General features: G+C 57.2%; 19 protein-coding genes. 16 read left to right on the forward strand and 3 right to left on the reverse strand.

Going from position 1 to position 24,843, the window contains the following annotated elements:
* Positions 1 to 308 precede the first annotated feature (308 nt).
* Entirely contained in the window at positions 309 to 1,241 is a 933-nt protein-coding gene (locus DXC90_RS04990) for an Abi family protein (protein ID WP_117735017.1), read from the forward strand.
* A 103-nt stretch (positions 1,242 to 1,344) separates the two neighbouring features.
* Here the strand turns inward: DXC90_RS04990 and DXC90_RS04995 are convergent, their stop codons facing one another.
* Together DXC90_RS04995 and DXC90_RS05000 are read right to left on the reverse strand one after the other, a co-directional pair.
* Positions 1,345 to 2,016 (reverse strand): hypothetical protein, encoded by a 672-nt coding sequence (locus tag DXC90_RS04995; RefSeq protein ID WP_117735018.1) that lies wholly within the window; start codon positions 2,014 to 2,016, stop codon positions 1,345 to 1,347.
* Positions 2,017 to 2,246: 230 nt separating this feature from the next.
* Positions 2,247 to 2,915, reverse strand: a complete 669-nt coding sequence (locus DXC90_RS05000; protein ID WP_117735019.1) for a hypothetical protein — start codon at positions 2,913 to 2,915, stop codon at positions 2,247 to 2,249.
* 216 nt (positions 2,916 to 3,131) lie between these two features.
* Here DXC90_RS05000 and DXC90_RS05005 point away from each other — a divergent pair, with 216 nt between their 5' ends.
* From DXC90_RS05005 to DXC90_RS05050, 10 genes are all read left to right on the forward strand, one after another.
* Positions 3,132 to 4,097 carry an Abi family protein gene (locus DXC90_RS05005; protein WP_117735020.1) on the forward strand — a complete coding sequence of 322 codons (966 nt, stop codon included), beginning with the start codon at positions 3,132 to 3,134 and terminating at the stop codon, positions 4,095 to 4,097.
* A 602-nt stretch (positions 4,098 to 4,699) separates the two neighbouring features.
* Complete coding sequence (locus tag DXC90_RS05010) at positions 4,700 to 6,064, forward strand: AbiH family protein (protein WP_158550224.1); 1,365 nt, start codon at positions 4,700 to 4,702, stop codon at positions 6,062 to 6,064.
* 478 nt (positions 6,065 to 6,542) lie between these two features.
* A complete protein-coding gene (locus tag DXC90_RS05015) occupies positions 6,543 to 7,643 on the forward strand; it encodes an ATP/GTP-binding protein (protein WP_117735022.1) in 1,101 nt (366 codons plus the stop codon).
* 2 nt (positions 7,644 to 7,645) lie between these two features.
* The gene (locus DXC90_RS05020; RefSeq protein WP_117735023.1) at positions 7,646 to 8,464 is read left to right on the forward strand and encodes a hypothetical protein; all 819 of its coding nucleotides are present in this window, start codon (positions 7,646 to 7,648) and stop codon (positions 8,462 to 8,464) included.
* 21 nt (positions 8,465 to 8,485) lie between these two features.
* Positions 8,486 to 8,950: a polyphosphate polymerase domain-containing protein gene (locus DXC90_RS05025; RefSeq protein ID WP_199406622.1), complete on the forward strand. Its 465-nt coding sequence runs from the start codon at positions 8,486 to 8,488 to the stop codon at positions 8,948 to 8,950.
* The gene (locus tag DXC90_RS05030) at positions 8,938 to 9,507 is read left to right on the forward strand and encodes a DUF4956 domain-containing protein (protein ID WP_199406623.1); all 570 of its coding nucleotides are present in this window, start codon (positions 8,938 to 8,940) and stop codon (positions 9,505 to 9,507) included. Before DXC90_RS05025 ends, DXC90_RS05030 begins: the two co-directional genes overlap by 13 nt.
* Before the next feature lie 247 nt (positions 9,508 to 9,754).
* Entirely contained in the window at positions 9,755 to 10,726 is a 972-nt protein-coding gene (locus DXC90_RS05035; protein WP_233502191.1) for a LacI family DNA-binding transcriptional regulator, read from the forward strand.
* 184 nt (positions 10,727 to 10,910) lie between these two features.
* Positions 10,911 to 12,311, forward strand: a complete 1,401-nt coding sequence (locus tag DXC90_RS05040; protein WP_117735025.1) for a PTS transporter subunit EIIC — start codon at positions 10,911 to 10,913, stop codon at positions 12,309 to 12,311.
* A gap of 107 nt (positions 12,312 to 12,418) precedes the next feature.
* Entirely contained in the window at positions 12,419 to 13,960 is a 1,542-nt protein-coding gene (locus tag DXC90_RS05045) for a glycoside hydrolase family 32 protein (protein WP_117735026.1), read from the forward strand.
* Positions 13,961 to 14,055: 95 nt separating this feature from the next.
* Positions 14,056 to 15,048 carry a PLP-dependent transferase gene (locus DXC90_RS05050; RefSeq protein ID WP_158550225.1) on the forward strand — a complete coding sequence of 331 codons (993 nt, stop codon included), beginning with the start codon at positions 14,056 to 14,058 and terminating at the stop codon, positions 15,046 to 15,048.
* Positions 15,049 to 15,149: 101 nt separating this feature from the next.
* Here DXC90_RS05050 and DXC90_RS05055 read toward each other — a convergent pair whose 3' ends face one another.
* Positions 15,150 to 15,494, reverse strand: a complete 345-nt coding sequence (locus tag DXC90_RS05055) for a winged helix-turn-helix domain-containing protein (RefSeq protein ID WP_117735028.1) — start codon at positions 15,492 to 15,494, stop codon at positions 15,150 to 15,152.
* Positions 15,495 to 15,687: 193 nt separating this feature from the next.
* Between DXC90_RS05055 and DXC90_RS05060 the strand changes: the two genes are divergently transcribed.
* From DXC90_RS05060 to infB, 5 genes are all read left to right on the forward strand, one after another.
* A complete protein-coding gene (locus DXC90_RS05060; protein ID WP_117735029.1) occupies positions 15,688 to 17,199 on the forward strand; it encodes an IMP dehydrogenase in 1,512 nt (503 codons plus the stop codon).
* Between the two features lie 259 nt (positions 17,200 to 17,458).
* Entirely contained in the window at positions 17,459 to 20,035 is a 2,577-nt protein-coding gene (gene leuS, locus DXC90_RS05065) for a leucine--tRNA ligase (RefSeq protein WP_117735030.1), read from the forward strand.
* Between the two features lie 256 nt (positions 20,036 to 20,291).
* Complete coding sequence (gene rimP / locus DXC90_RS05070; RefSeq protein WP_117735031.1) at positions 20,292 to 20,786, forward strand: ribosome maturation factor RimP; 495 nt, start codon at positions 20,292 to 20,294, stop codon at positions 20,784 to 20,786.
* Between the two features lies 1 nt (position 20,787).
* Positions 20,788 to 22,035, forward strand: a complete 1,248-nt coding sequence (gene nusA / locus DXC90_RS05075) for a transcription termination factor NusA (RefSeq protein ID WP_006234042.1) — start codon at positions 20,788 to 20,790, stop codon at positions 22,033 to 22,035.
* A 91-nt stretch (positions 22,036 to 22,126) separates the two neighbouring features.
* On the forward strand, positions 22,127 to 24,841 hold the full coding sequence (gene infB, locus DXC90_RS05080) for a translation initiation factor IF-2 (RefSeq protein ID WP_117735032.1): 2,715 nt from the start codon (positions 22,127 to 22,129) through the stop codon (positions 24,839 to 24,841).
* Positions 24,842 to 24,843: the final 2 nt, after the last annotated feature.

Here is a 24,843-nt window from a genome sequence, read left to right on the forward strand (position 1 = left end):
GGCGGGGCCCTCGTGCGGGAATGGTGCGCGCCTGGCGTTTGCTGGGGTTGTGATCGCCCTCGGCGCCGGGGTTGCATGTCTGTGGAGCGTTCCGGGGGCTGTTTCCGGGCAGGGGAGTGTCGGCTGCTGTCAGCTAATAACGACCTTTCAGCGCTGACATATGTCGGTCCCGCTCAGATTGGCGATATCAGATTGACGAACCCCGAGTTCTCCCTTAAAGTAATCGTTGTGATGAGGCCTTGCGACGGTACGTCCGGCTTGGTCCGTGGGAACCGCCGAAAGGCGGTTTTCGCGTTTAAGGGGCCCAAATGGATAAACCATTTAAATCTATTGATGAGCAGATTGCTATTCTTGAAAGCCGTGGACTCGAATGCGATAACAATACTCGTTTAGTTTTGGAACGCGAGGGATACTATCCGGTTATTAACGGCTACAAGGATTTGTTTCTCGACCAGCGTGGAGATTCTTGCCACGAGCTATTCGTAAAAGGTACGAAGTTTTCTGATATATATCGTTTATTCGAATTTGACCGTTCATTGCGTCTGCTCATGTTTGAGTACTTTAACAAGGCGGAAGCAGTGCTTAAAACCGTCTGTTCTTATCGTTTCGCGATGGCCCATAAAGATAGCCCGGAAGCATATCTGGATAGAAGATCCTACCGTGCCGATGCTAGTTATCGAAAAAAGATCGACACGCTTATTTGTGATTTCGAGAAGGTGCTATGTAGGTCTCAAAAATGGAAAAGCGATTATAAAAGGGACTACATTCGGCATTATGAGAATAATCATGACAATACGCCGGTATGGATTCTTATGAATTATTTGATGCTTGGTCAGGCGTTCAAGTTTTACGAGTTTCAACCAGAAAGCATGAGAAATTCCATTGCCAAGTCGTTTTCCGATCTCTATTCCGAGACGCATGAAGTCGATAAGCGCATCAGCCCCCGAAGGCTAAGGCTCGCATACGATCACATCAAAGATTTTCGAAACATCTGCGCGCATGACGAGCGTCTGTTCTGCGCGAAGGTGTCTCCGTCTCGCGATGTCAATCTAGTAGGGGTTTTAAGCGATCTTGAGCTAGTGCTGACTGAGGATGACTATAAGATGTTACGCCGAAACATACTGCTTGATGCACTTAAGTTGAGTGACGAGCTCAGCAACGATGCCAGCGCAAAGGTGCTTTTCGCTATGGGCGTTAACGATTTGCCGAGCGTGTTTCCTAAGGAAATATTGGGGTCGTAATCGACGCGAGTGATGAATTTACCCTACAAGTTGGATGCGCATGAGATCGCGCAGAGCGGGCGGGACGTTGCCCATTGGTGGCGTCCCGCCCGCGCTTCGTTGCCTATACGCGATGCGGGAGCTCCAGCATGAGGCCGTCTTGCGCTTCTTCGAGACTCGCCACCGAGACCTTACAGGAAAAGTCCGCGAGGCTGCTGCTTAGGTCAAGTTCTGCGTGGTCGTATTTTTCAATTTTGCAGCCCGGGCGATTCTCGTCTGGTAAAAGGCGACATTCGACCGGACGCGACCCGATGATTCGATACTCCTTCTGATATGCGTACTTGGGCGTTTTGATAACGAGATTGTGCGGGATGCCCTCAAAGATCTCGCGGATCAGTTCTGGCCCGGGGACGCCGTAGGAGATGGGGCCGTGAGCGTAGATGCTTCCGTCGTCGGCTATGTGTCTGTCGGCGAGGCGCGCGAAGCTGTCGTACTGCACGATGCCGATCCACCCGTCCGCGCACCCGAACTCCTGGATCATGCGCATCGGGATTTTCACGGCGTTGTCGACGATATCGTTCTCGCGGACCGTGTACATGCAGTAGATGGGCAAGCAAGTATATCCGTAGAGGCACACCCCGGGAGCCATGGAAGCCTCGAGCGGATCGCCCTGCTCACCAGGCAGACCATGGTAGTAGCCGGCCGCGTTCATGTAGAGGTGACCATTCAGCAGGTCGACGATGTATGCCTCCTTGGGGGCGAACTTGAGTAGATATGCGATGCCGTCTTTGAGCATATAAGATCCTTTCTTGGGTGGAGGTGCCCGGGTCGCCTTGTGCATTCCGGTTTCTCACTGCCAAGATAAGGGAAATTTTAAGAACCTTCGTGCCGGATTGGCGTGAATCTGCGCCGCTTGAGCGTGCTGGCTCATTAGGACGTTGAGGCTTGCGCAGCAAAGAGCTCCGGGGGCTTTTTTCCGACCCGCTAAGAAATGGTCTGCTAGTAGATCGGTTATAGCAGCTCGGTTCAGCTTGACTGTGCGATGTTCACTTCCTTGTTTGCTTCGCGAGCAATACGATGCTGGTCTTCGTATCCGAATTCAAGAGATACGCATGTCGATGCATCGAGATCGAAAACATAATTGTATCCAGGGACCGAGACGATAACAGATGCGAAGTGGCATGAGTGGCCACTGGATTCTTTTTTCATGTTGGAGAGCGCTTCGCGAAGCATTTCCTCGTCAGCAAGAATGTTGGATCTGATAAACAACTCGTTTCTCCTAAAGAGTTCGTAGTCATTAGAGTCGAGTCTGTCCAGCTTTTTGCGAAGAGCTTCAATAACCTGCTTGAATGAATCCGTACCATTTGGACCAAACAGGACTCCTTTTTCGAAATGTGCTCCACATTGCTCAATAAGTTCGATTCGGCGTTTTTCTTGAGAGGAATCATTCTCGTATAGGAGTTTGGAATAGAGGGATTCTGCCTTTCTGCTGTCTTGTGATTGGGAAGCTGTTACCTCGATGCCCAGGGAATGTGCCCGATCGATCAGATCCGGTTTATCGCTGTAAGCCAAATTGCCGTATTTGTCGCTATCGATAAATTGCAGAATATGTCTCGCATAACACTCCCAGATATCGATTTTGGTCCTGCCAAGGATGGGCTTTACGTAGCTTTCGCTATCAATGGGGCTATGCATATGGCTCACCTCTGTTGTCCGGATTATGGGTTTGGTGTTTGCCTAATTGCGGGTTTAAGTATATTGAGGGCATTCTTCTGAGGATGCGCGACGCTGTATAGCTTTTTATTCTACGGCTTTAGGGAAGTGGGGCTGGGCCATTTGTACCGATATCCTAGGTTTGCCCGGTAGCGGATATAATTAATTCAATTTCGGCTCCGCGCTTAAGGACCCATAATGAAAACTCTCAATGGCCTCATGAAACATCTTAGGGATAAAGGGATAGAGACGCATGGCTCTGTCCATAAAAGAAAGATGAAGAATTACGGTTATTACCATGGCTATAAGGGCCATCGTTTTGTGGGCAATTCTTCCAACTGTTTGGGTTTAACAAGCTTTGATGAAGTAATTGCTTTAAATGAGTTTGATATGGCGGTTAAGGCGCTCTTGTATCCAAGCGTAATGTTTATTGAAACTGCGCTAAAGAACTATACGCTGGAGGCCGTGCTTGAAGATTCTCGCTCGTTCGCGCTGGAGGATATTTTCTCTCGAACGCTCGTGGCATATCGTGATTACCCTAGAAAAAGTAGCAACTATAGCGATGCCATGAAAAAGCGCTTAGGCCTGCGTGCGGAAATCAATAGGTTGATTCAGTACAATTATTCCAAGAACCCTGTTGTTAGGCATTTTTATGACAGCGATAAACCCTTGCCTATTTGGGCGCTATTCGAGGTCATGACTCTAGGAAACTTCGGTGTTTTCTATTCGTGCTTAAAGGGCTCGGTTAGACAGAGCATATCTGATGACCTAAAGCTTCCGAACAATTACGACGGCCCCGGGCTTCTCGAACGTACTATCTTTGTGCTCAAAGATCTCCGTAACGCGATTGCTCATAACAGTGCCATTTATGACGTTAGGTTTAAGAGGGCAAAAGTGGGAAATCAGCTTGGCCAGATGCTGTCATCCGAGGTTGGCGTTCCTTCGATAGACTTTTCAACTATTACTGATTATGTCGTCCTAATTGTCTATCTGCTCAGAAAGATGATGGTTTCCAAAACTGAGTGCTATCAGTTAATTCGGAACTACTCTAGCGTGCTGGAAGACTTGCACGGCTCCCTGTCTTCCTCAGATTTTCATAAAATAGTAAAGACTGGGGCCAGGAGCAAGATGGATGCACTTCGTAGCTATATAGCTGCTTCTTAAGAAGCGGTAGCTAAAGATGGAGGTTAAAGATGGAGATGACATTCTTTGGTGCTGGGCCCGTAGACAAACATAGGATATCGACTAAAATATAGCCAATTGCGGTGGAAGCCTTCGGGCGACACCTGAAGAGGGTTGATGCGTCGGCCCTCTTTTTTTGTCGATTTCTTTACAGCATGCGTGAGATGGCTGCATGGAATCGTTCTGGATAATGTCATCTCCAGAATTGCCCCTGCGATCCAGCGGCCGCTCAAAGCAGGCATACCTCACGATGCCGATTCAGCCGTCGGCGTACCTGAACTCCTCGATCAATCGTCTGGTAGTCAGGACAGCGATGTTTACGGTGCCGCTCTTTAAATTGAATTGACCCCTTGGAGCCTAGACGATAGAGTAAATAGTTGGTATTGACGTAGTCAACCTACGGGCCTACGTCCTGCGGAGAGGCGGCCGTTCTTTTGGATGGCCGTCTTTCTTCATTATGCTTATTGTGAGGGCTTATTACGCCAAGGTTGGCGGACATAAAATCGTTAATTACATCCGAATGGTTTGGATGCCTGAGCGTTATCTGACTGAGAATGAGTCTAAACGGTGTATTAAGGACTAATGTGAGTGCAGAAGATATCAGGTTTACCGGTGAGGATGATGGGAAGAGATGCCGCAATCATCATCTTATAGTGGTTGGCAACGGTTTCGATCTTTCCTGTGGCCTGGCGTCTTCGTTTAAGGATTTCTTTGAGCCTCGAATGAAGGTCATAGATTCTCTTGTCTCGGAAGAGGGCGCTTGTGATTACGGAGCCATCAAAGCGAGAGGCCTGACTGCTTGGGATCTAATCCTTAGAAGCCGGAAGGACATGGAGGCAAGAGCCTTCAACGTGAACTGGTGCGATGTCGAGACGGCTATTGCCAATGTGTTTGGCATCAACCTGCCCGAGGACGGCATCGACGATGAGGGCGTAATGATATCCGACTATGCCGTCTCGTTCGGTTCTCTGCAGGACTACTTTTATATAGCAAATGAAGCGAACGCTCTCAATGTAAGTGACTACATCGAGAATCGGGTCGACGAGATCGAACGGCTTGGAGACGGCATTGACGATGGTAATCAAGGGGTTCTTTCTGAGCTGAGCATTGAAGATTCGGAGAGTTCGGATGACTCAGAGGTATATTCTGCTCTATTGAGAGAGGGTGCTCGCCTTTTGGGACACGAGCCCAATCCTTGGACCGAGCGTGTGGGGCATTACCTCGCCCATGCGTTCCCTCGGGTCCTTGAGGATCCCGAGGGGCAGTTTTCTTCCATCCTCATGTCGGAACTCGAGCGTATGGAACACTACTTCAATTGCTATCTCAAAGATGAGGTTGCTCGCAACGATGGCTATTCAGATTGTTCGGATAACTTAATGCGCAAGCTGATTGAGCATACCGTGGTGCCCGATGGTGTGCCCGATGATGCGGTGACTGTTCTCAACTTTAACTATACGTCTCCATATCGGTGGCTTAAACAGCGGTTTGGGGATGCCGATCTTGTCAATATCCACGGCACGCTTGATGGTGAATGCATTTTTGGAATCGACGGTTCCGGCAATTTGGATAATCGGGATATCCTCCCATTTACCAAGACATATCGTGTATTGAAGTCTGCCCGAGGGGTTCCAAGTGGCTCGATTGCTTATCCTTCGCAAAGGGGAGGGGATGGTCTTAAGACATCTTCGATAGTCTTTTTTGGCCATTCGCTTTCGCGAGCCGATTATTCGTATTTTGAGTCTATTTTTAGCACGGTGGATTTGTATAACGGGCATACCAGCCTGGTCTTCCTATACTCAAGCTACGCCAAGGGTGTTCGCGACTCAGAGGTGGCCAAGGTACTTGCCCTTCTCGATTACTATGGCGCTTCGCTTGGTATTGCCGGACGTAGCAACAACCTTGCACACAAGCTCATGCTCGAAGGCCGACTTGTCGTTCGGGAGATTTAGGTCGATCTGCTCAAAAGGTTGTTTTCTGAGGGGTCTCTTATCGCGTCTTCAGTTTTAGGGTGCTTGGTGTTGTCGTGTTTTCCGGAAGTGCGGGGAAAAATCGGAAACCTCCGAGCACACCCGGATTTTTACCAACAAAACCGCAGGTCGCTGATGCCCAAAACCGGGGTGTGGTCGACAGCTCTCTGTTTTTCACCGCACTTCCGGAACCGCTCGATGGAAGTATGCGACAAATTTCGGAACTCTCGAGCACGCCGCCCTTTTCAAGAAACGAAACCGCAGGTAGAAGCTTTGTCACTATCCAGTGTGGTTGAAATGTCTGGAATTTGCCGCATACTACAGGTTTGAGTGGCTCTCTCAGTAGGTTTTCATGGTTCGGATTGGCTTTGGTTACATGACGTTTCCCGTAGTTACGTAATTGATGCAGGTCTCCTATCTCTTGCCGTAATATAATTACGGCAAGAGATAGGAGACTCTCATGCTTAAGCGTTTTACTGTTGATGGCTATAGGAATTTTTCGACTCCGGTTTCATTTAATTTCGCAGCTTCTCGTGATTACCAGTTTGCAGAAAATAACGTTAAAAACGGAACCGTGAAAATTGCACTTTTGATCGGCAGAAATGCGTCTGGTAAATCGAATTTCGGTTCAGCTTTATTCGACATTACACTCGGCTTTCCAAAGGCATTCGATTATTCTGACCAGGATGATCGTCTGTTTTTGAGTGCTGACTGCGGGCGAGGTACGGCACAGTTCACCTATGTCTTTGAATTTGACGGTCGCGAAATCAATTACTGCTATGAGAAGACTTCTCCGACTACTTGGCTTCACGAGACCCTATTGATTGATGGGGAACGAATTTTCGAATTCAATAATGCAAGCGGCGTTTTCGAAGAGAACCATCTTGAACGAATCGGTGCTGCTGGGATCAATTTTGAATTCTCCGATACCTCGTTGAGCCTTCTTTCATACATAACGAGCAGTCTTCCAACTAATGTTTTAGGCGTCTTGGCGGAGTTGCGCCGATTTGTCTCGCGCATGAGACTGATTCGCATGGACAGTTTTCGATTGAAAGGGTTTGAAACAAGAAAGGTAATCGACAAGATCATACGCGAGAACAAGGTCGCGGAATTCGAGTCATTTATTCGCAATTTTGGAGTCGATGAGTCCCTGATCGTTATTAAAGAGTCCGACGGCTTACCTGTTCTGTATTTCAATCATCCCATGCGATGCATCCCGTTTGTCGAGGCATGTTCTAGCGGTACAAGAACTCTGGTTAAGTTGTTCTCTGAGCTTGAGCTTAACGAGTCGGCCAGCTTTTTGTTCATAGATGAGTTTGACGCTTTTTGTCACTTTGAGATGGCAGAGAGCCTTTTGAAGCTCTTTGCTTCAAAGGCATCGTGTCAGATACTGTGCTCGACCCACAATACCTCGCTTGTTAAGAATGGCGTAATGAGGCCTGACTGCGTTTATCAAATCTCTGCAAAAGGGGGCATTCGAACTTTGGCCGATTCCACCGATCGCGAGTTGAGGCTTGGCAACAACATTGAGAAGCTCCTCCGTGCCGGAGAGTTTGACTAGTCATGAACAATGCGTCCGTAAAGAACGTCCTGCTCATTGTCGAAGGTGCTAAACGCGAGCCTCAGCTGATGGAGCGCATGTTTGATTCTTTTAGCCTCGCAGATGATCATCAAATTGTTCCTGTCGAGATTAATGTTCATGACTTTCTAGACAAGCTCTTTCAAGAATGCGGTTGCGATTTCGAGTCCATTGATCTTAAATCCTTTGTCGCAGAGCTTCTTTCGGATAAAGATGATGCGGCCCAGCTTCTCGAATCCAGTTTTACAGACACCTTGCTTATATTTGACTTAGATCCTCAGGACAATCGGCTCGATTTTAAGCGGCTTGAGCTAATGCAAGACTATTACTGCGACAGCACTGATATGGGTCAGCTATATCTAAGCTATCCATCGGTTGAAGCATATCGTGATTTTGATCCCTCGAAGTTTTTCTCTCTGGATGATGCCCTTGTTCCTTCAGATGTGATTTTTGGCCAGCGATCTTACAAGGACTGGGTTGCCAGGAGGGGAGATTCGCTTGCGGATATTGGGCGTATTGATGGCTATACATTTGCTTGCATTATTGCCGTTCATGCCCTGAGGTCGCTATGGTTAACTAATGAACAGGCGACGCAAAATGCAAACGAGTGTATGGCTGACTTAGCTGCGACTGTGGCGGACATCAATCATTCTGAACTTTTGCTCAACGAGATTGATCGTCTGAACAATGATTCATTTTGCGCATGCTGCACTTGTCTATTCTTTATTTCGAATTGGCCTAAGCGACTTAACGACGTTTTGAATAAGGCGATTAAGAGGGGTTTGGGTATTCGTTTGTTCTAAATCTATAACGGCAGCGACAAGGTGATTAAGCTCGAGCGCAAAAAGAAGTACGGCAGCTGGATCTACAAGGAGGACGCGCCACTTACACGCGGTGAGTTTGAGCAGATTCTGGCTGGCGACTACGGCTTTTTGCTGAGGAGCCCCTATCCGCTCTGTCGCGAGCTCTACATCGAGTGCATCTACAACATGATGCGCCCGTGGGCCATCGTGGACTATGAGCGTGAGCCGTGGGTGATGGACGAAGGTACCGTGCGCATTTCGTTTGACATGAACATGCACGCGGCGGTGGGAAGCTTTGACATTTTTGATGCAACGCTGTCCGCATTGCCCGTACTGGAGCCCGGCAAACTGGTGATGGAGGTCAAGTTTACCGAGTTTTGCCCACAGCTGGTGCGTGATATGGTGCCGCTGAGCGTGGGTTTGGTCAGGTCTATCCTGCCAAGATTGGCCTGTCGCTGCTCGTGGCGCTCGCCATGGGCATCTTGATTTATTACGTGTACAAGCGCTTTTTTACCGGTGTGGTGTATTCGCGCAGCTTCGCCGTGACGCTCGTGGGCATGTGCGTGCTCACCTGCATGGTCACGCTCGCGATCTCGACGAACGTGGTTATCTCGCTCGGTATGGTCGGTGCTCTGTCTATTGTCTGCTACCGCACGGCGGTCAAGGACCCGCTCGACCTGCTGTATCTGTTTTGGGCCATTACCACGGGCATTACGGCGGGTGCCGGCATGTATGCGCTCGTGGGGCTCACGGCGGTGGTGATTGTGGTGATGATTGCCGGCTTTGCGAGCCACCAGGACAAGGCGCGCGTGTACATGATGGTCATCCACTACACGGGCCAGACCGCCGGCGACGACATTGTGCGCGCCTTTGGCCGCACCAAGTTCACCGTCAAGTCCAAGACCATGCGCGGTGACAAGGTCGAGACGGCCGTCGAGGTGTTCTCGGACGGCGTTGATATGCCCTATGCCGACGCCATCCGCGCGCTCGACGGCGTGGAAGACCTGACGCTCATCCAGTACAACGGCGAGTACCACGGCTAACTATTTCCGGCGTTCTACCGAACGCCGGACCGGTCGACGCTGCGCGAACATCTGCCGGGCGATCTGCCGCTCAAACCGTCGCTCGCGTACATAAAGTACGCTTCGCTCCTCTTTCGCGGCACCTCGCCACGGCAGCTGCCCGCTCGCTGACGTTTGCTCGACCTGAGTGGGCCGATTTGGTTCGCATGCCGTCTTCACGGGTATCATGGTGAAAGCGATTTCAACGACAGGGGTACTCGTGGTAAAGATGAAAGATGTGGCCGAGCTGGCCGGCGTTTCGAGCGCCGCCGTCTCGCGCTACCTCAACGGTGGCTACATATCGACGGACAAGGCCGAGCGCATTAAGCAGGCGATTGAGCTGACCGGATACGTGCGGTCCAGCCAGGCTCGCGCGCTGCGCACCGGTTCCACCAAGCTCATCGGCGTCATCGTACCTAAGATTAACTCGGAATCCGTGAGCCGCATTACCGCCGGCATTGGCCAGGTGCTCGGTCGCCGTGGCTACCAGATGCTGCTTGCCAATACCGACAACGCGGCCGATCGCGAGCTCGAATACCTCGATTTATTCCAAAACCACCCGGTCGATGGCATTGTGCTGGTGGCAACCATGATTACCGACGAGCATCGCCGGGCGATTGAGTCGTGCCGCGTGCCCATCGTGCTGATCGGTCAGAATGTTGAGGGCGCGGCGTGCGTCTATCACGACGATTACGAGGCCGCCTTTGAGCTGGGTCATGCGCTTGCGGGTTGCGTGGATGGCAAGATTGCCTACATTGGAGTTACCGAGGAGGACCGCGCTGCTGGCTATGACCGCCGTCGCGGTTTTGAGGCTGGCTTGCGCGCCGCGGGCGTGGCGCTTGATCCGAGCCTGATTCGCCAGGGGTCTTTTACGCTCGACTCGGGCTATGGTGCGGCGCGTGAACTGCTTTCCGCCGCTCCCGATGTTTCGTTTATCGCCTGCGCGACCGACACCATGGCGGCGGGTGCGCTGCGTGCCATCGATGAGGTTCGCGGCGTGGGCGAGGGCATGCACCGCGTAAGCGGTTTTGGTGACAACGCGTTTTTGCGCGCGCTGACGGGCGGCATTCCCACCGTGCACTATGGCTACCTGACCAGTGGCGTCGAGGCGACCAATATGTTGCTCAACACGCTCGATGGCGTGGAGGGGGAGAGCGGTCTCAAGACGCTCAAGCTCGGCCATCAGCTTATGAATGTCTAGGTTTTGGGCACGTCTGTCTGCCTCTGAGTCGCCTGTTTTTGCCTTAAAACTACCTTTCGCCGGCTTTTTCCTACCGTTCACCCTATTATGAAAACGATTACAGAATTATGAAACTGAAAACGATTACAGTATAAGTGTCAAAGATGGCCGGGTGCGAATGCACCCGTTGGAGGAAAGGGAAGTCATGGACTACCGCAAATCAGCCCAAGAGGTGCTCGACAACGTCGGTGGCGCCGACAACGTTGTTTCGGCCGCGCACTGCGCTACGCGTCTTCGCCTGGTGATCGCCGATAACGCCAAGGTTAACAAGGGGGCCATCGAGAACGTCGACGGCGCCAAGGGCGTCTTTGAGGCTCAGGGCCAGCTTCAGATTATTTTTGGCACCGGCACTGTCAACAAGGTCTACGAGGAGTTCATCGCGCTTAGTGGCGTCGAGGCTGCCACCAAGGCCGAGGTCAAGGAGGCCGCGGCGCAGCAGCAGAACATCTTTATGCGCGCCATTAAGGTACTCGGCGACGTCTTTGTCCCCATCATCCCCGCCATCGTGGCTTCGGGCCTGCTGCTGGGAATCATGAGCGCCCTCAACTTTATGGCCTCCAACGGCTTTATCGCGCTCGACACCAATAACTTTATCTACAAGATCGCCGACCTGGTCTCGGGAACGTCCTTCGGCATTCTGCAGATCCTGATCGGCTACTCCGCCGCCAAGGCCTTTGGCGCCAACCCGTACCTGGGTGCCGTCGTCGGCGGTGCGTTCATCAACTCCTCGCTGCAGAGCGCCTACACGGTTGCCTCCGAGGGCGTGCAGACCATGGTCACCGTCATCCCCGGCGTGTACAGCTTTGAGTGGGTCGGCTATCAGGGCCATGTGATTCCCATCGTTATCGCCTGCGCCATTCTCGCCTTCCTCGAGAAGCGTCTCCACAAGGTTGTCCCCGAGATGTTCGACCTCTTTGTGACCCCGCTTGTCTCGGTGTTCGTGACCGTGCTCGTGACGCTCGTTGCCGTCGGCCCCATCTTTGTTTGGGCCGAGAACGCCATCCTCGGTCTGATCCAGACCCTGCTGACCCTGCCCTTCGGCATTGGTTCCTTTATCGTCGGCCTGTTCTATGCCCCCACGGTCGTTACCGGTATCCACCAGATGTACACCGCCATCGACCTGGGCCAGCTCGCCCAGTACGGCGTGACCTACTGGCTGCCCATCGCTAGCGCTGCCAATATCGCCCAGGGTGGCGCCGCGCTTGCCGTTGCCTTTAAGACCCGCGATGCCAAGATCAAGGGCCTGGCGCTTCCTTCGGCTCTGTCCGCCTTTATGGGCATTACCGAGCCTGCCATCTTTGGTGTGAACCTGCGCTTCTTTAAGCCCTTCATCGCCGGCTGCATCGGCGCCGGCTGCGGTGCCCTGGTTTGCGCGCTCACCTCGCTGGCTGCCTCCGGCACGGGCGTTACCGGTATCTTCGGTATCCTGCTGTGCCTGGCCCAGCCCGTGCAGTACGCGATCATGTTTGCGGTCGCCGCGCTGGTTTCCTTTGGCGTCTCGTTTGTCCTGTACAAGGACGAGCCCAAGGCTTCCGAGCAGGCCTAAGGGCTTTTGATTGAGGGGGTGCCCGCGGGTTGTATGCTCGCGGGCGTTTCCCGTATCTGGTGCCGATATCTGGTGCCTAGTAACTTTCGATCCGTTAGGACTTTGATATGTCTAATGCACTTGGTCGCGACCTTGTAAAGCTGGTTGCCGCTGTTGACGCTGCCGCCTCTGAGTGCGGTCATGGCGCGTATGGCCAGCACTTCCATATTATGCCGCCGGCGGGTTGGCTCAATGACCCCAACGGTCTTTGCCAAGCGGGCGGCGTGTTCCACGCTTATTTTCAATATGCGCCGTTTGATGTCGAGGGTGGCGTTAAGGTCTGGGGTCATGCGACGAGCCGCGACCTTATGACGTGGGACTACGTTGGCGCCCCGCTGCTGCCCGACGAGCCGTTCGATTGCCATGGCGTGTATTCGGGCTCCGCGCTTGCTGAGGACGGCCGCATTCGCGTGCTGTACACGGGCAACGTTAAGCTTTCCGATGCAGACGGCACGTACGACTACGTCAATACCGGTCGACGAGCCGATACTGTTTATGTCGAGAGCATTGATGGTCTTGCCGGTCGGGAGTTCAGCCAAAAGCGCGTGGTGCTGGCGTCCGATGATTATCCCGAGGATTTGACCTGCCACGTGCGCGATCCCAAGGTGTGGCGTGACGCGGACGGGCGTTATCACATGGTGCTGGGCGCCCGTCGTCGCGTGGATGGACCGCATATCGAAAGCCATTTTTGTGCGATGCACGGCGAGGGTGCCGGGCGCGATGTGGGTGAGATCTTGGTGTATGGCTCGGCCGATATGTTGAGCTGGGAACTCGAGAGCCGTGTGTCTACGCCCGAGCGTTTTGGCTTTATGTGGGAGTGCCCGGGATACCTTGAGCTTGAGGCGGATGGCGGTGCGCCGGCGAAGTGGCTGTCCTTCTCTCCCCAGGGGCTCGAAGGCGGTCGTTGGGACCGCGGCAACGTATACGCTGCTGGCTACATGCCTGTAACAGGCGACATTACCGGCGGCGACGGTGCCTATGAGCTGGGCGAGTTCCGCCTGTGGGACGCCGGTTTTGACTTCTATGCTCCGCAGGAGTTCACGGCCGAGGACGGTCGCCACATGCTGATCGGCTGGATGGGCATGCCCGATGAGCCGACCTATGGCAACGCGCCCACCGTGGTGTGCGGCTGGCAGCACTGCATGACGGTGCCGCGTGAGCTTACAGCCGGTGCCGGCGGCGTGGTGCTGCAGCAGCCGGCGCGCGAGATCGAGCGCCATTATGCCTCGGTGCGTGTGGGGGTGGGCTCGTTGGAGGTTGCCGGCGATACCTGCTTTGACGTTGTTGTCGACGGTGTCAACGACGCGTTTACCGCGACCGTTTATGACGAGCTGAAGCTGGCGTTTGTGCCCGCCGAGGGCGAGCTGCCCGCGCGCTTTGAGATGCGATTTGCCGATGAAGGCCGCGCTTCTGCCGGCTGCGGTCGTACCGTGCGCTGGGAGCCCGTCGACGAGGTTCGTAACGTGCGCGTTGTTGGCGATGTCTCGTCGGTCGAGGTGTTTGTGAACGATGGCGCGCTCGTGTTTTCGACACGCATCTATCCCGAGGCCTATGGCGTGACCGTTGACGCTCCGGGTGCGAGCGTGAACTATCACACGCTCATCATCTAGGTGATTCGTCTCATATCGGCGCTATACTGCAGCCGTTGCCCACGATGCGGGGAACACCCGCAGCGTGGGTTTTTGTTTTGAGGGGACGGTGCCGTATGAGCGTACAGCAGCTAGAAGAGGCTTGGGTTTTGAGGACCGGCGCGCGTGAAGCGCGGTTGCTCACGGCCTCGCATGTGCCAGCAGCGTTGTCGCAATTGGGGATTGTGCGCCCCGGTGACCGCCTAGTTGCGTTTGCCGATGACTTTGTCGATGCGTTTGCGCACGGCTTTGATGGCCGCGACGTTGTGCTGGTGGGGGATCCGTGCGCCGAGGCATTTGCCGCCGCGTCCGAGGGTTTTGATGCTTCGTTTGATGCCGAGGGGCCGCACCTGTGGTGGTTCGTCAACTCTATCGGCGGGTTTGGTCTGCGCGTCCCCGATCTTCGCGCTCTGGGTCGCGTGGCTCGCGAAGCCCGCGCGCTGCTTGTTGTAGATAACACCGTGGCGTCTGCTTTTGGCTGCGATCCGCTGCGGCTGGGTGCTGCGCTGTCGCTCGAGGCGCTCGATCGCGTGTGCGCCGGCAAAGCTCCGCGCAAGCTAGTTGCCGCTTCGGTGGCGCGTTCGCAGCTCAAGCGCCATCGTGTGGATGCTGCTGCCGAGTGCGCACATGCCCTGCTTGAGGGCTGCGGCTTGGCTAAGCTTGATTTGCCTGCTGACGAGGCCGATGTGCTGGAGCGTGGGCTTTCCTCGCTCGACGCTCGCATTCAGGCTCACTTCGATCGCGCCCGTGCGCTGGCCGAGTATTTGGCTGCGAACGAGATGGTGCGCAATGTGCGTTACCCCGGGCTGAGTTCGCATCCCGATCATGCAGTTGCAACGGGAATCCTCGAGCACGGCTTTGGTCCGGTAGTTGAGTTTGACCTTATCGAGCGCAGCGCAGGTGAGCTGTTCGAGGCTTTGCCGGGGGAGTTTCGCACATCGCCCGCCGGCGGCGCCGCGACGCGCCTTTCTGCTCCACGCGGCAAGCAGGGGAGTACCATCCGCCTTTTCGCCGGCACCGACGATCCTCTGGCAGTAGCGGCCACCCTAGACCACGCCCTCCGCAAGTAGCTAATTTGGGACGGGGCTTTTTTAGCTACCCAATGTCTATTTTTGGCTATGAGTCAAGAATGCTCTGGATGGGTAGCTAAAAAAGCCCCGTCCCAAATTAGCTACTCTTTGATGCTGGCGATGAGGTTGTTGGCCTTGGTGGCGATCACTTGGTTGATTTCTGCTTGCAGGCCCTCGTAGACCGCTACGGCTCGCTCGCCGGCGGGGGTGAGCGTGGATCCGCGGGCGCCGTCGCGCTCGATGAGCTTGCAACCCAGCTGTCCTTCGGCCTCATTTATGATGCGCCAGGCCTTGGAATACGCTATGCCCATGCTTTTGGCGGCGCGGTTGAGCGAGTGCTCGCGGGCGATACCCTGCAGCAGCAAGACGCAGCCGTGGCCGAACACGCCCGGCAGATCGTTGTCGCACGATTGAATGACCAGTCGCGCCGTAGTCTTGTACTCCATATGCTCCACGTCTCCCCGCTAAAGTGTTTGCTGGGCAAACACAAAGCCTGCGTCAAGCCCTCGTGTGCTCTTCTTAATTCATGCTTTGTAGCAGTCAAAGTGCGTTAAGATACTTCCCCAGTATTGGGCGCCCAAGGTTGGGCTGGGTCCTACGAGGCCTGCAGCCGACCGGTCGCATGGAAAAAGGAGAAACATGGCTACGTTCTTTCCCGGTGAGTCCCACACGTTTTCGGAGTATCTGCTGGTCCCTGGTTACTCGTCCTCGCAGTGCATCCCCAACAACGTCTCTCTTAAGACGCCGCTGACCCGTTTTAAGCGCGGTGAGAAGCCGGCAATCACCCTGAACATCCCCATGGTTTCCGCCATCATGCAGTCCGTCTCGGGCGTCGACATGGGTGTCGCGCTCGCTACCGAGGGTGGCCTGTCCTTCATTTACGGTTCCCAGACCCCCGAGTCCGAGGCCGCTATGGTCAAGGCCGTCAAGGATCACAAGGCCGGCTTTGTTCAGTCCGATTCCACGCTGACCCCCGACATGACCATGGAGCAGGTCATCGAGCTCAAGGAGAAGACCGGTCACTCCACTATGCCGGTTACCGACGATGGCACCCCCAAGGGCAAGCTCGTGGGTATCGTCACCAGCCGTGACTATCGCCCCAGCCGCGATGATCACCAAAAGAAGGTCTCCGAGTTCATGACCCCGCGTGAGCAGCTCATCGTGGGCGACAAGAACATCAGCCTCAAGGTTGCCAACGACGTCATCTGGGACAACAAACTCAACGCCCTGCCGATCGTCGACGACAACGATCACCTCATGGGCATCGTCTTTCGCAAGGACTACGACAGCCACAAGACCAACCCCAACGAGCTGCTCGACGGCGATAAGCGCTACATGGTCGGCGCCGGTATCAACACCCGCGACTATGCCGAGCGCGTGCCGTTGCTTATCGAGGCCGGTGCCGATGTCCTGTGCATCGACTCCTCCGAGGGCTTCAGCGAGTGGCAGAAGCGTACCATCGAGTGGATTCGTGCCAACTACGGCGAGGACGTCAAGGTCGGTGCCGGCAACGTCGTCGACGCCGAAGGCTTCCGCTTCTTGGCCGACTGCGGTGCCGACTTCATCAAGGTCGGTATCGGCGGCGGTTCCATCTGCATTACCCGCGAGACCAAGGGCATCGGCCGTGGCCAGGCCACCGCGCTGATCGACGTCTGCCGCGCTCGCGACGAGTACTACGAGGAGACCGGCGTCTACGTGCCCGTGTGCTCCGACGGCGGTATCGTCTACGACTACCACATGACGCTCGCCCTTGCCATGGGTGCCGACTTTATGATGCTGGGCCGCTACTTCGCCCGCTTTGACGAGAGCCCGACCGAGCGCGTCAACGTCAACGGCCAGTACATGAAGGAGTACTGGGGCGAGGGTTCTGCGCGTGCCCGCAACTGGCAGCGCTACGACCTGGGCGGCGCCGCGAAGCTCAGCTTCGTCGAGGGCGTCGACTCCTACGTTCCCTACGCCGGCTCCCTCAAGGACGGCGTAGGCGGCACGCTCTACAAGGTCAAGTCCACGATGTGCAACTGCGGCGCCCTCTCGATCCCCGAGCTCCAGGAAAAGGCACGCCTGACGCTGGTAAGCTCGACCTCGATCGTCGAAGGCGGAGCCCACGACGTTGTCGTGAAAGACTCCCAGCAGTCTGTGTCTTATCGATAGGATAAGAGCTGCACATAAAGGTTGAGTTCCAACCACGTTATTTAGATAAAGCGAGATGCCTGCAAGTCGCAGACATCTCGCTTGTTGTATTTGCTATCATCATGCGAGTTAACCTTAGGGTCGGTCGGCTTAGCTTTGTTCGCTACAAGTTCCGCACGCAAAGAAGAGCACTTAATGTGCTCTTCGTCTTGCGCAGGACTGTCCGCAGTAGCGAACAAAGCTAAGCCGTCCGACCCCAGCTAAGATTAAAGGAGCTGATATGTGCGATTGCACAGATCATAAGGACGAGATCCCTGCCTACGACGCGCAGGCCATTGAGTCCCGGTGGATGAAGGCGTGGGACGACGAGAACCTCTTTGCCGTCGACACCGATGCCACCAAGCCCAAGAAGTATGTGCTCGAGATGTTCCCGTATCCGTCGGGCGACCTGCACATGGGCCACGCGCGCAACTACACCATCGGCGATGCCATGGCCCGTCAGGCCCGCATGCGCGGCTTTGACGTGCTGCATCCCATCGGCTTTGACGCCTTTGGTCTGCCCGCCGAGAACGCCGCCATCAAGCACAACACGCAGGCTGCCGCCTGGACGTATAAGAACATGGACCAGGCGCTCGCCACGATGAGGCGCATGGGCTTCTCCTACGATCTGGATCGTACCGTTAAAACCTGCAGCCCCGACTACTATCGCTGGGGTCAGTGGATCTTTGAGAAGATGTGGGAAAAGGGCCTGGTCTACCGCAAGAAGAACCCGGTTAACTGGTGCCCCACCTGCAAGACCGTTTTGGCTAACGAGCAGGTGACCGAGGGCAAGTGCTGGCGCTGCGGCACCGAGCCCGAGAAGCGCGACCTCGAGCAGTGGTACTACAAGATCACCGAGTACTCCCAGGAGCTGCTCGACGACCTGGAGAAGCTTCCCGGCTGGCCCGAGCGCGTCAAGCAGATGCAGGCCAACTGGATCGGCCGCTCCGAGGGCGCCGAGGTCGACTTTACCCTGTGCGATGCCGATGGCGAGCCCATTGAGGGCGACGAGGGCAAGATCACCGTCTTCACTACGCGCGCCGACACGCTCTTTGGCGTTTCCTTCTTTGTCCTCGCTCCCGAGTACGCTCGTCTGCACGAGCTCGTCGAGGGCACTCAGTACGAGGAAGCCGTCACCAAGATCGTCGAGGACTCCAAGCATATCTCTGCCGTCGAGCGCGCCCAGGGCACCCTCGAGAAGCACGGCGCCTTTACGGGTCGCTACGTGGTGAACCCCGTCAACGGCGAGAAGATCCCCGTATGGGTTGCCGACTACGTCGTGGCCGACTACGGCACCGGTGCCGTCATGGCCGTTCCCTGCGGCGACCAGCGCGATTTTGAGTTCGCCCGCAAGTACGACCTGCCGATCGTGCCGATCATTCTGGACGATGAGGATCGCGCTGCCGTCGAGGCCAGCGGCGAGACCATCGACACCTTCCATGCCGAGACCGTCGACTGGGATTGCGCCCATGCCGCCGAGGGCACGCTGGTGCAGTCGGGCAAGTACACCGGCATGCGCGGCGGTAAGCACTCCGAGGGCGAGTCTGCCATCGTTGCCGACCTTGAGGCCATGGGCTGCGGCCGTCGCAAGGTCGAGTTCCGCCTGCGCGACTGGCTCATCAGCCGTCAGCGCTATTGGGGCAACCCCATCCCGGCCATCCACTGCGAGCACTGCGGCATCGTGCCCGTGCCCGAGGATCAGCTGCCGGTGACGCTGCCCGAGAACCTGGACCTGGGCGCCGGCGAGACTCTCGCCGAGTGCAAGGACTTCTACGAGACCACCTGCCCGGTCTGCGGTCGCCCGGCCAAGCGCGAGACCGATACCATGGACACCTTCACCTGCTCCAGCTGGTATTACCTGCGCTATACCGACCCGCACAACACCGAGCTGCCCTTCTCTAAGGAAGCTGCCGTCCGTTGGATGCCCGTCGATAACTACATCGGCGGCATTGAGCACGCCATTTTGCATCTGCTCTACAGCCGCTTCTTTACCAAGGCGCTGCGCGACCTGGGCCTGCTGAGCGTGGACGAGCCCTTCACCAACTTGCTGTGCCAGGGCATGGTCAAGGACGAGAACGGCGACACCATGTCCAAGTCCAAGGGCAACGTCGTGCCCCCGAGCTCGGTTATCGAGCCCTACGGCGCCGACACCATGCGTCTGGCAATCCTGTTTATCGCCCCGCCCGAGAAGGACTTCGACTGGGATCCCAAGGCCGTCGAGGGCGCCAACCGCTTTATCAAGCGTGCTTGGCGTATCGTGTGGCAGCTCGTCCAGTCCGGCGATGCCAACGTGGCCTTTGACAAGTCCGTGCTCGACGAGACCGCGCTCAAGCTCTATCGCGAGCGTCACCGCACCATCGCCAAGTGCACCGAGGACTTTGACCGCGGCCAGTTCAACACCGCGATCTCGGCCGTCATGGAGCTCGTCAACGCGGCGAGCGCCTACCTCAACGCCACCGAGGGTGCCGCGCGCGATAAGGCCCTGTGCTACGGCGTGGCTAAGGACATCGTGAGCGTCCTTGCTCCTATCTGCCCCTTCTGGGCCGACGAGCTATGGCACGAGGCACTCGGCTGCGAGGGCAACGCCTACACCGCCGCCTGGCCCGAGTTCGACCTGGTCGAGTCCATCGAGGACACGGTGCAGATCGTCGTCCAGGTACTCGGCAAGGTCCGTGGCCGCATCGACGTGGCCCGCGATGCCTCCAACGAGGAGATGCAGGCTGCCGCCGAGGCCGCCGTCGCCAAGTGGCTTGAGGGCAAGACGGTCATCAAGGCCGTCTGCGTGCCCGGCAAGCTGGTCAACCTGGTGGTCAAGTAAACGCCGCATGCGCAGCTGACGTGTAAAAGACGAGGGACGATCCGGTTGGGTCGTCCCTCGTCTTATTGTCGTTCACTCGAGACCGCGGTCAATTGTCTTATTCTTGTGGAGATGCTGTGGGCACGCTGACCTGCGGGTTTCTGTGGCACTTGCGTGTTTCCGCAGGTATTGGTATAGTTTGCTTGCAAATGAAGTTGTAATTGAAAGAAGTGGGGTTTCGGCCCCGCTTCTTTTTTGTATGGATGGAGGTGCCGCAATGGTCAAGACCAAGACCGAGCAGGCGATCATCGACGCGCTCGAGGCCGTCGCTCCCCAGCACGATGTCGACATCGTCGACGTCGAGCTCGTGGGTGCCACCAAGGCCCCCTGCGTGCGTGTGCGTATCGAGGGTGCCGAGGGTCAGAGCCTGTCCCTCAACGACGTCACGGCCAACACCAAGTGGGTCGGCGATGTGATTGAGGAGCTCGACCCCATCTCTTCGAGCTATACGCTCGAGGTGTCGAGCCCAGGCATGGCGCGCCCGCTGCGCCGCCCGTGCGACTTTGCCCGCTTTGTGGGCGAGGACTGCGAGCTCACCTCCACCGCCACCGAGGGCCGTCGCAAGTACGCCGGCAAGATTGCCGCCGCCACCGAGACGAACGTGACCCTCGAGCTCGAGGACGGCGAGTCCGTCACCCTCGATTTCACTGATGTTAAAAAGTGCAAGTTGAAGCCCACCTACGACTTCAAGCCCGCGAAGGAAGGAAAGTAAGATGGCAGCATCCGACATGATGTCCGCCCTGATGGAGCTTTGCCAGGAGAAGCACATCGACCAGCTCTACCTGATCGACCGCCTGGAGCAGTCGCTCGCCAAGAGCTACGCCGAGATCCTGCATCTTGAGTGGGGCGCCAAGGTGACCATCGACCGCACCACCGGCAAGATCTATGTCTACCGCCTGGAACCGATCGACGATTCCATGGACGAGGAGGGCAACTTCACCGAGTTCGAGGAGATCGACGTCACTCCCAAGAACACGAGCCGCATCGCCGCCCAGCACGCCAAGGCCGAGATCAACGCCATCGTTCGCAACTCCGCTCGCGAGCAGATCTACGAGGAGTTCTCCGGCCGCATCGGCGACCTCATCAGCGGTACCGTGCTGCAGTCCACGCCCGACTTCACGATCGTCAAGATTCGCGAGGGCGTCGAGGCCGAGCTTCCGCACTTTGACCAGCGTCGTTATGAGAACGAGCGCAACGAGCGTCCGATGGGCGAGCGCTACCTGCACAACCAGCACATCAAGGCCGTGATCATCGACGTTCGCGACCCCAACTCCAACCTGCAGCCTGTTCGCGGCGAACACAGCCGTCCGCCGATTGTCATCTCTCGTACCCACCCCGAGCTCATGCGTCGTCTGTTTGAGCAGGAGGTGCCCGAGATCTATGAGGGCACTGTCCAGATCAAGTCGATCGCCCGCGAGCCCGGCCAGCGCTCCAAGGTCGCCGTCCACTCGCTCGACGATCGTCTGGATCCCGTGGGCGCCTGCGTCGGCCCCAAGGGCAGCCGTGTTCGCGCTGTCGTGGGCGAGCTCCGTGGCGAGCGCGTCGACGTCATCCTGTGGGATGCCGATCCTGCCGTCTACGTCGCCAACGCCCTTTCGCCCGCTAAGGTCACCCGCGTCCTCATCGACGAGGAGAAGGCCTACGCCGGCGTCATCGTGCCCGACGACCAGCTGTCCCTCGCCATCGGCAAGGAGGGCCAGAACGCCCGCCTCGCCGCGCGCCTGACCGGCTGGCACATCGACATCAAGTCCGAGACGCTTGCCGCCGACATCCTCAAGAACGTTCCCGTTCACGAGGAGCCCGCCGCCGACCTGATCGGTGACGAGGAGGACGAGGATGTCCGCCGCTGCGAGTACGTGTCCGAGGACGGCATCCAGTGCCGCAACCAGGCTCGTCCCGGCTCCCGTTTCTGCGGTGTCCACGACACCGACGCCTTCGATGATGCGGAGGACCTGATCTAGCGCGCGGTCGCGCCGGGCGGGTCCCGGCGCATCTCCCACGCTCGTTCAGTCTCTAGGCACCCAAGGTGCCAGAAAGGGTAGGTGAAGTCATATGGCAAAAGTCCGTGTGTCCACCCTGGCCAAAGAGTTCGGCATGACCTCCAAGGAACTGATGGGTCATCTCGCCGATATGAAGATTCCCGCTAAGTCCGCTTCCTCCACCTTGGAGGACGCCTATGTCGCTATGGTCCGCAAGCAGCTCGCTTCGGTGATCGAGGCCCGCGCTCAGGAAGTCGAGGCCGCCAAGCAGGCCGAGGAGGAGGCTGCCGCCGCCGAGGAGGCCGCTCGCGCCGCCGAGGCCGAGCGCGAGCGCATCGCCGCCGAGAAGGCCCGCGAGGAGGAGCGCCGCCAGTTTGCCGCAGCCCAGGCTGCCGAGGAGGCTGCGCGCGCCGAGGCCGAGGCCAAAAAGAAGGCCGAGCAGGAGCGCCTTGCCCGCGAGAAGGAGGAGGCAGCCCGCGAGGCTCAGCGCCGCGCCGTTCCCGCTTCGGACTCCGGTTCGCGCTTCCGTTCGCTGCTCGACCAGATCGCCGCACAGGAGACCGTGCTCAAGGAGAAGAAGGACGCCGAGGACAAGGCCAAGGCCGAGCGCGCCGCCGAGCGCGGTAACCGTCGTGGCGGTAACAACGACCGCCGCGGTGGCCGTCGCAACGACCGCAACGCCTCCGACAACAACTCCGAGCGCAACGTCTCCGAGAGCCGCCCGCACAGCCATCGCACCAACGCCAGCAACAACGTCGCTGCCGGCATGGACTTCCCCAACCCCGACAAGCAGGGCAAGGGTAAGAAGCGCAAGGGCGGTCACAACAACGAAGAGGACCACTACAGCCGCATGGCTCGCGAGGCCGAGGAGTACAGCCGCGAGAAGGTGCTCGAGGAGGCCCGTGCCGCCGTCGAGGAGGCCTCTCGCGAGTCCACCGGTCGCCGCAAGAAGCGCAAGGAGAAGCGCGAGCGCGAGGCTGCAAAGGCTCAGGAGGAGCGCAAGATAGAGGAGGCATTGGCCCAGGGCGTGAACCCCGAGGAGCTCGATGCCATCAAGGTCTCCCAGGGCGTTACGGTCCAGGAGCTCGCCGAGGCGCTTGACGTTCCGGCCAACGATATCATCAAGCGCCTGTTCCTGCTGGGTACGCCGCTCACCATGACGCAGTCCATGTCCGACGACCTCGTCGAGCTCGTTGCCGACGACCTGGGTCGTCAGATCAAGATCATCACCCCCGAGGAGGAGAACACCTTCTCGTTCTACGACGATCCCGCCGACCTTAAGCCGCGCGCACCGGTCGTCACCGTCATGGGCCACGTCGACCACGGTAAGACGTCGCTGCTCGACGCCATCCGTCACACCGGTGTCGCTGCCGGCGAGGCGGGCGGCATTACCCAGGCCATCGGCGCTTCGCAGGTCATGATTAACGACCGCAAGATCACCTTCATCGATACCCCGGGCCACGCCACCTTTACGGCCATGCGTGCCCGTGGTGCCAAGGTGACCGACATCGTCATTCTGATCGTGGCTGCCGACGACGGCGTCATGCCCCAGACCATCGAGTCGATCAACCACGCCAAGGCCGCCGGCGTACCCATCGTCGTCGCCGTCAACAAGATCGATAAGCCGGGTGCCAACCCCGACCGCGTGCGCCAAGAGCTCACCGAGTACGGCATCATCCCCGAGGAGTGGGGCGGACAGAACATGTTCGTCAACATCTCGGCCAAGCAGAAGATTGGTATCGATGATCTGCTCGAGACCGTGCTGCTCCAGGCCGACGTGCTCGAGCTCAAGGCCAATCCCGACACCTTTGCCTCCGGCAACGTCCTCGAGGCCAAGCTCGACAAGGGTCGCGGCTCGGTTGCCACGGTGCTCGTCACCCGCGGTACCCTGCACGTGGGCGATACGCTGGTCGCCGGCCTTACCTACGGCCGCGTCCGCGCCATGCTCGACCCGAAGGGCAACGCCGTCACCGAGGCCGGTCCTTCCGACGCCGTCGAGATTCTGGGTCTTCAGTCCGTGCCCAACGCCGGTGATGAGTTCCGCGTGTTCGAGGACGAGCGCGAGGCTCGCGCCCTTGCCGACGAGCGTTCGCTCAAGGCCCGTATCGAGGAGCAGAGTCGCGTTAAGCACGTCACGCTCGAGAACCTCTTCGAGACCATTGCCGACGCCGAGGTCAAGGAGCTCAACCTGATCATCAAGGCCGACGTTCAGGGTTCTATCGAGGCCCTTCAGGACTCGCTCGACAAGATGGACCAGTCCGAGGTGCGCATCAACACGATCCACTCCGCAGTCGGTGCCATCAACGAGACCGACGTCGTCCTGGCCGACGCCTCCAACGCCATCATCATCGGCTTTGGTGTCCGTCCCGACGGTAAGGCCCGCTCCGCTGCGGAGCGCGAGGGCGTCGAGATCCGTTGCTACGATGTCATCTACAAGTGCCTCGAGGAGCTCGACGCTGCCCGTATCGGCATGCTCAAGCCCACCGAGGTCGAGGTCTCCACGGGTACCGCGACCGTCCTGGACACCTTCAAGGTGCCCAAAGTCGGTATCGCCGCCGGTGTCCGCGTCGAAGAGGGCGAGATCGCCGCGACCGATTCCGTGCGTCTGGTGCGCGACGGCATCGTGGTCTTTAACGGCAAGATCGCCTCGATGCGCCACTACAAGGACGAGGCCAAGAGCCTCAAGAGTGGTTCCGAGGGCGGCATTGGCCTGGAGAACTTCCAGGACATCAAGCCCGGCGACCAGATCGAGGGTTACCGCATCGACCAGGTTGCCCGCACCGAGTAGGG

Origin of the sequence: Collinsella sp. TF09-1AT (genome assembly GCF_003436895.1) — a bacterium.
Classification (GTDB): domain Bacteria; phylum Actinomycetota; class Coriobacteriia; order Coriobacteriales; family Coriobacteriaceae; genus Collinsella.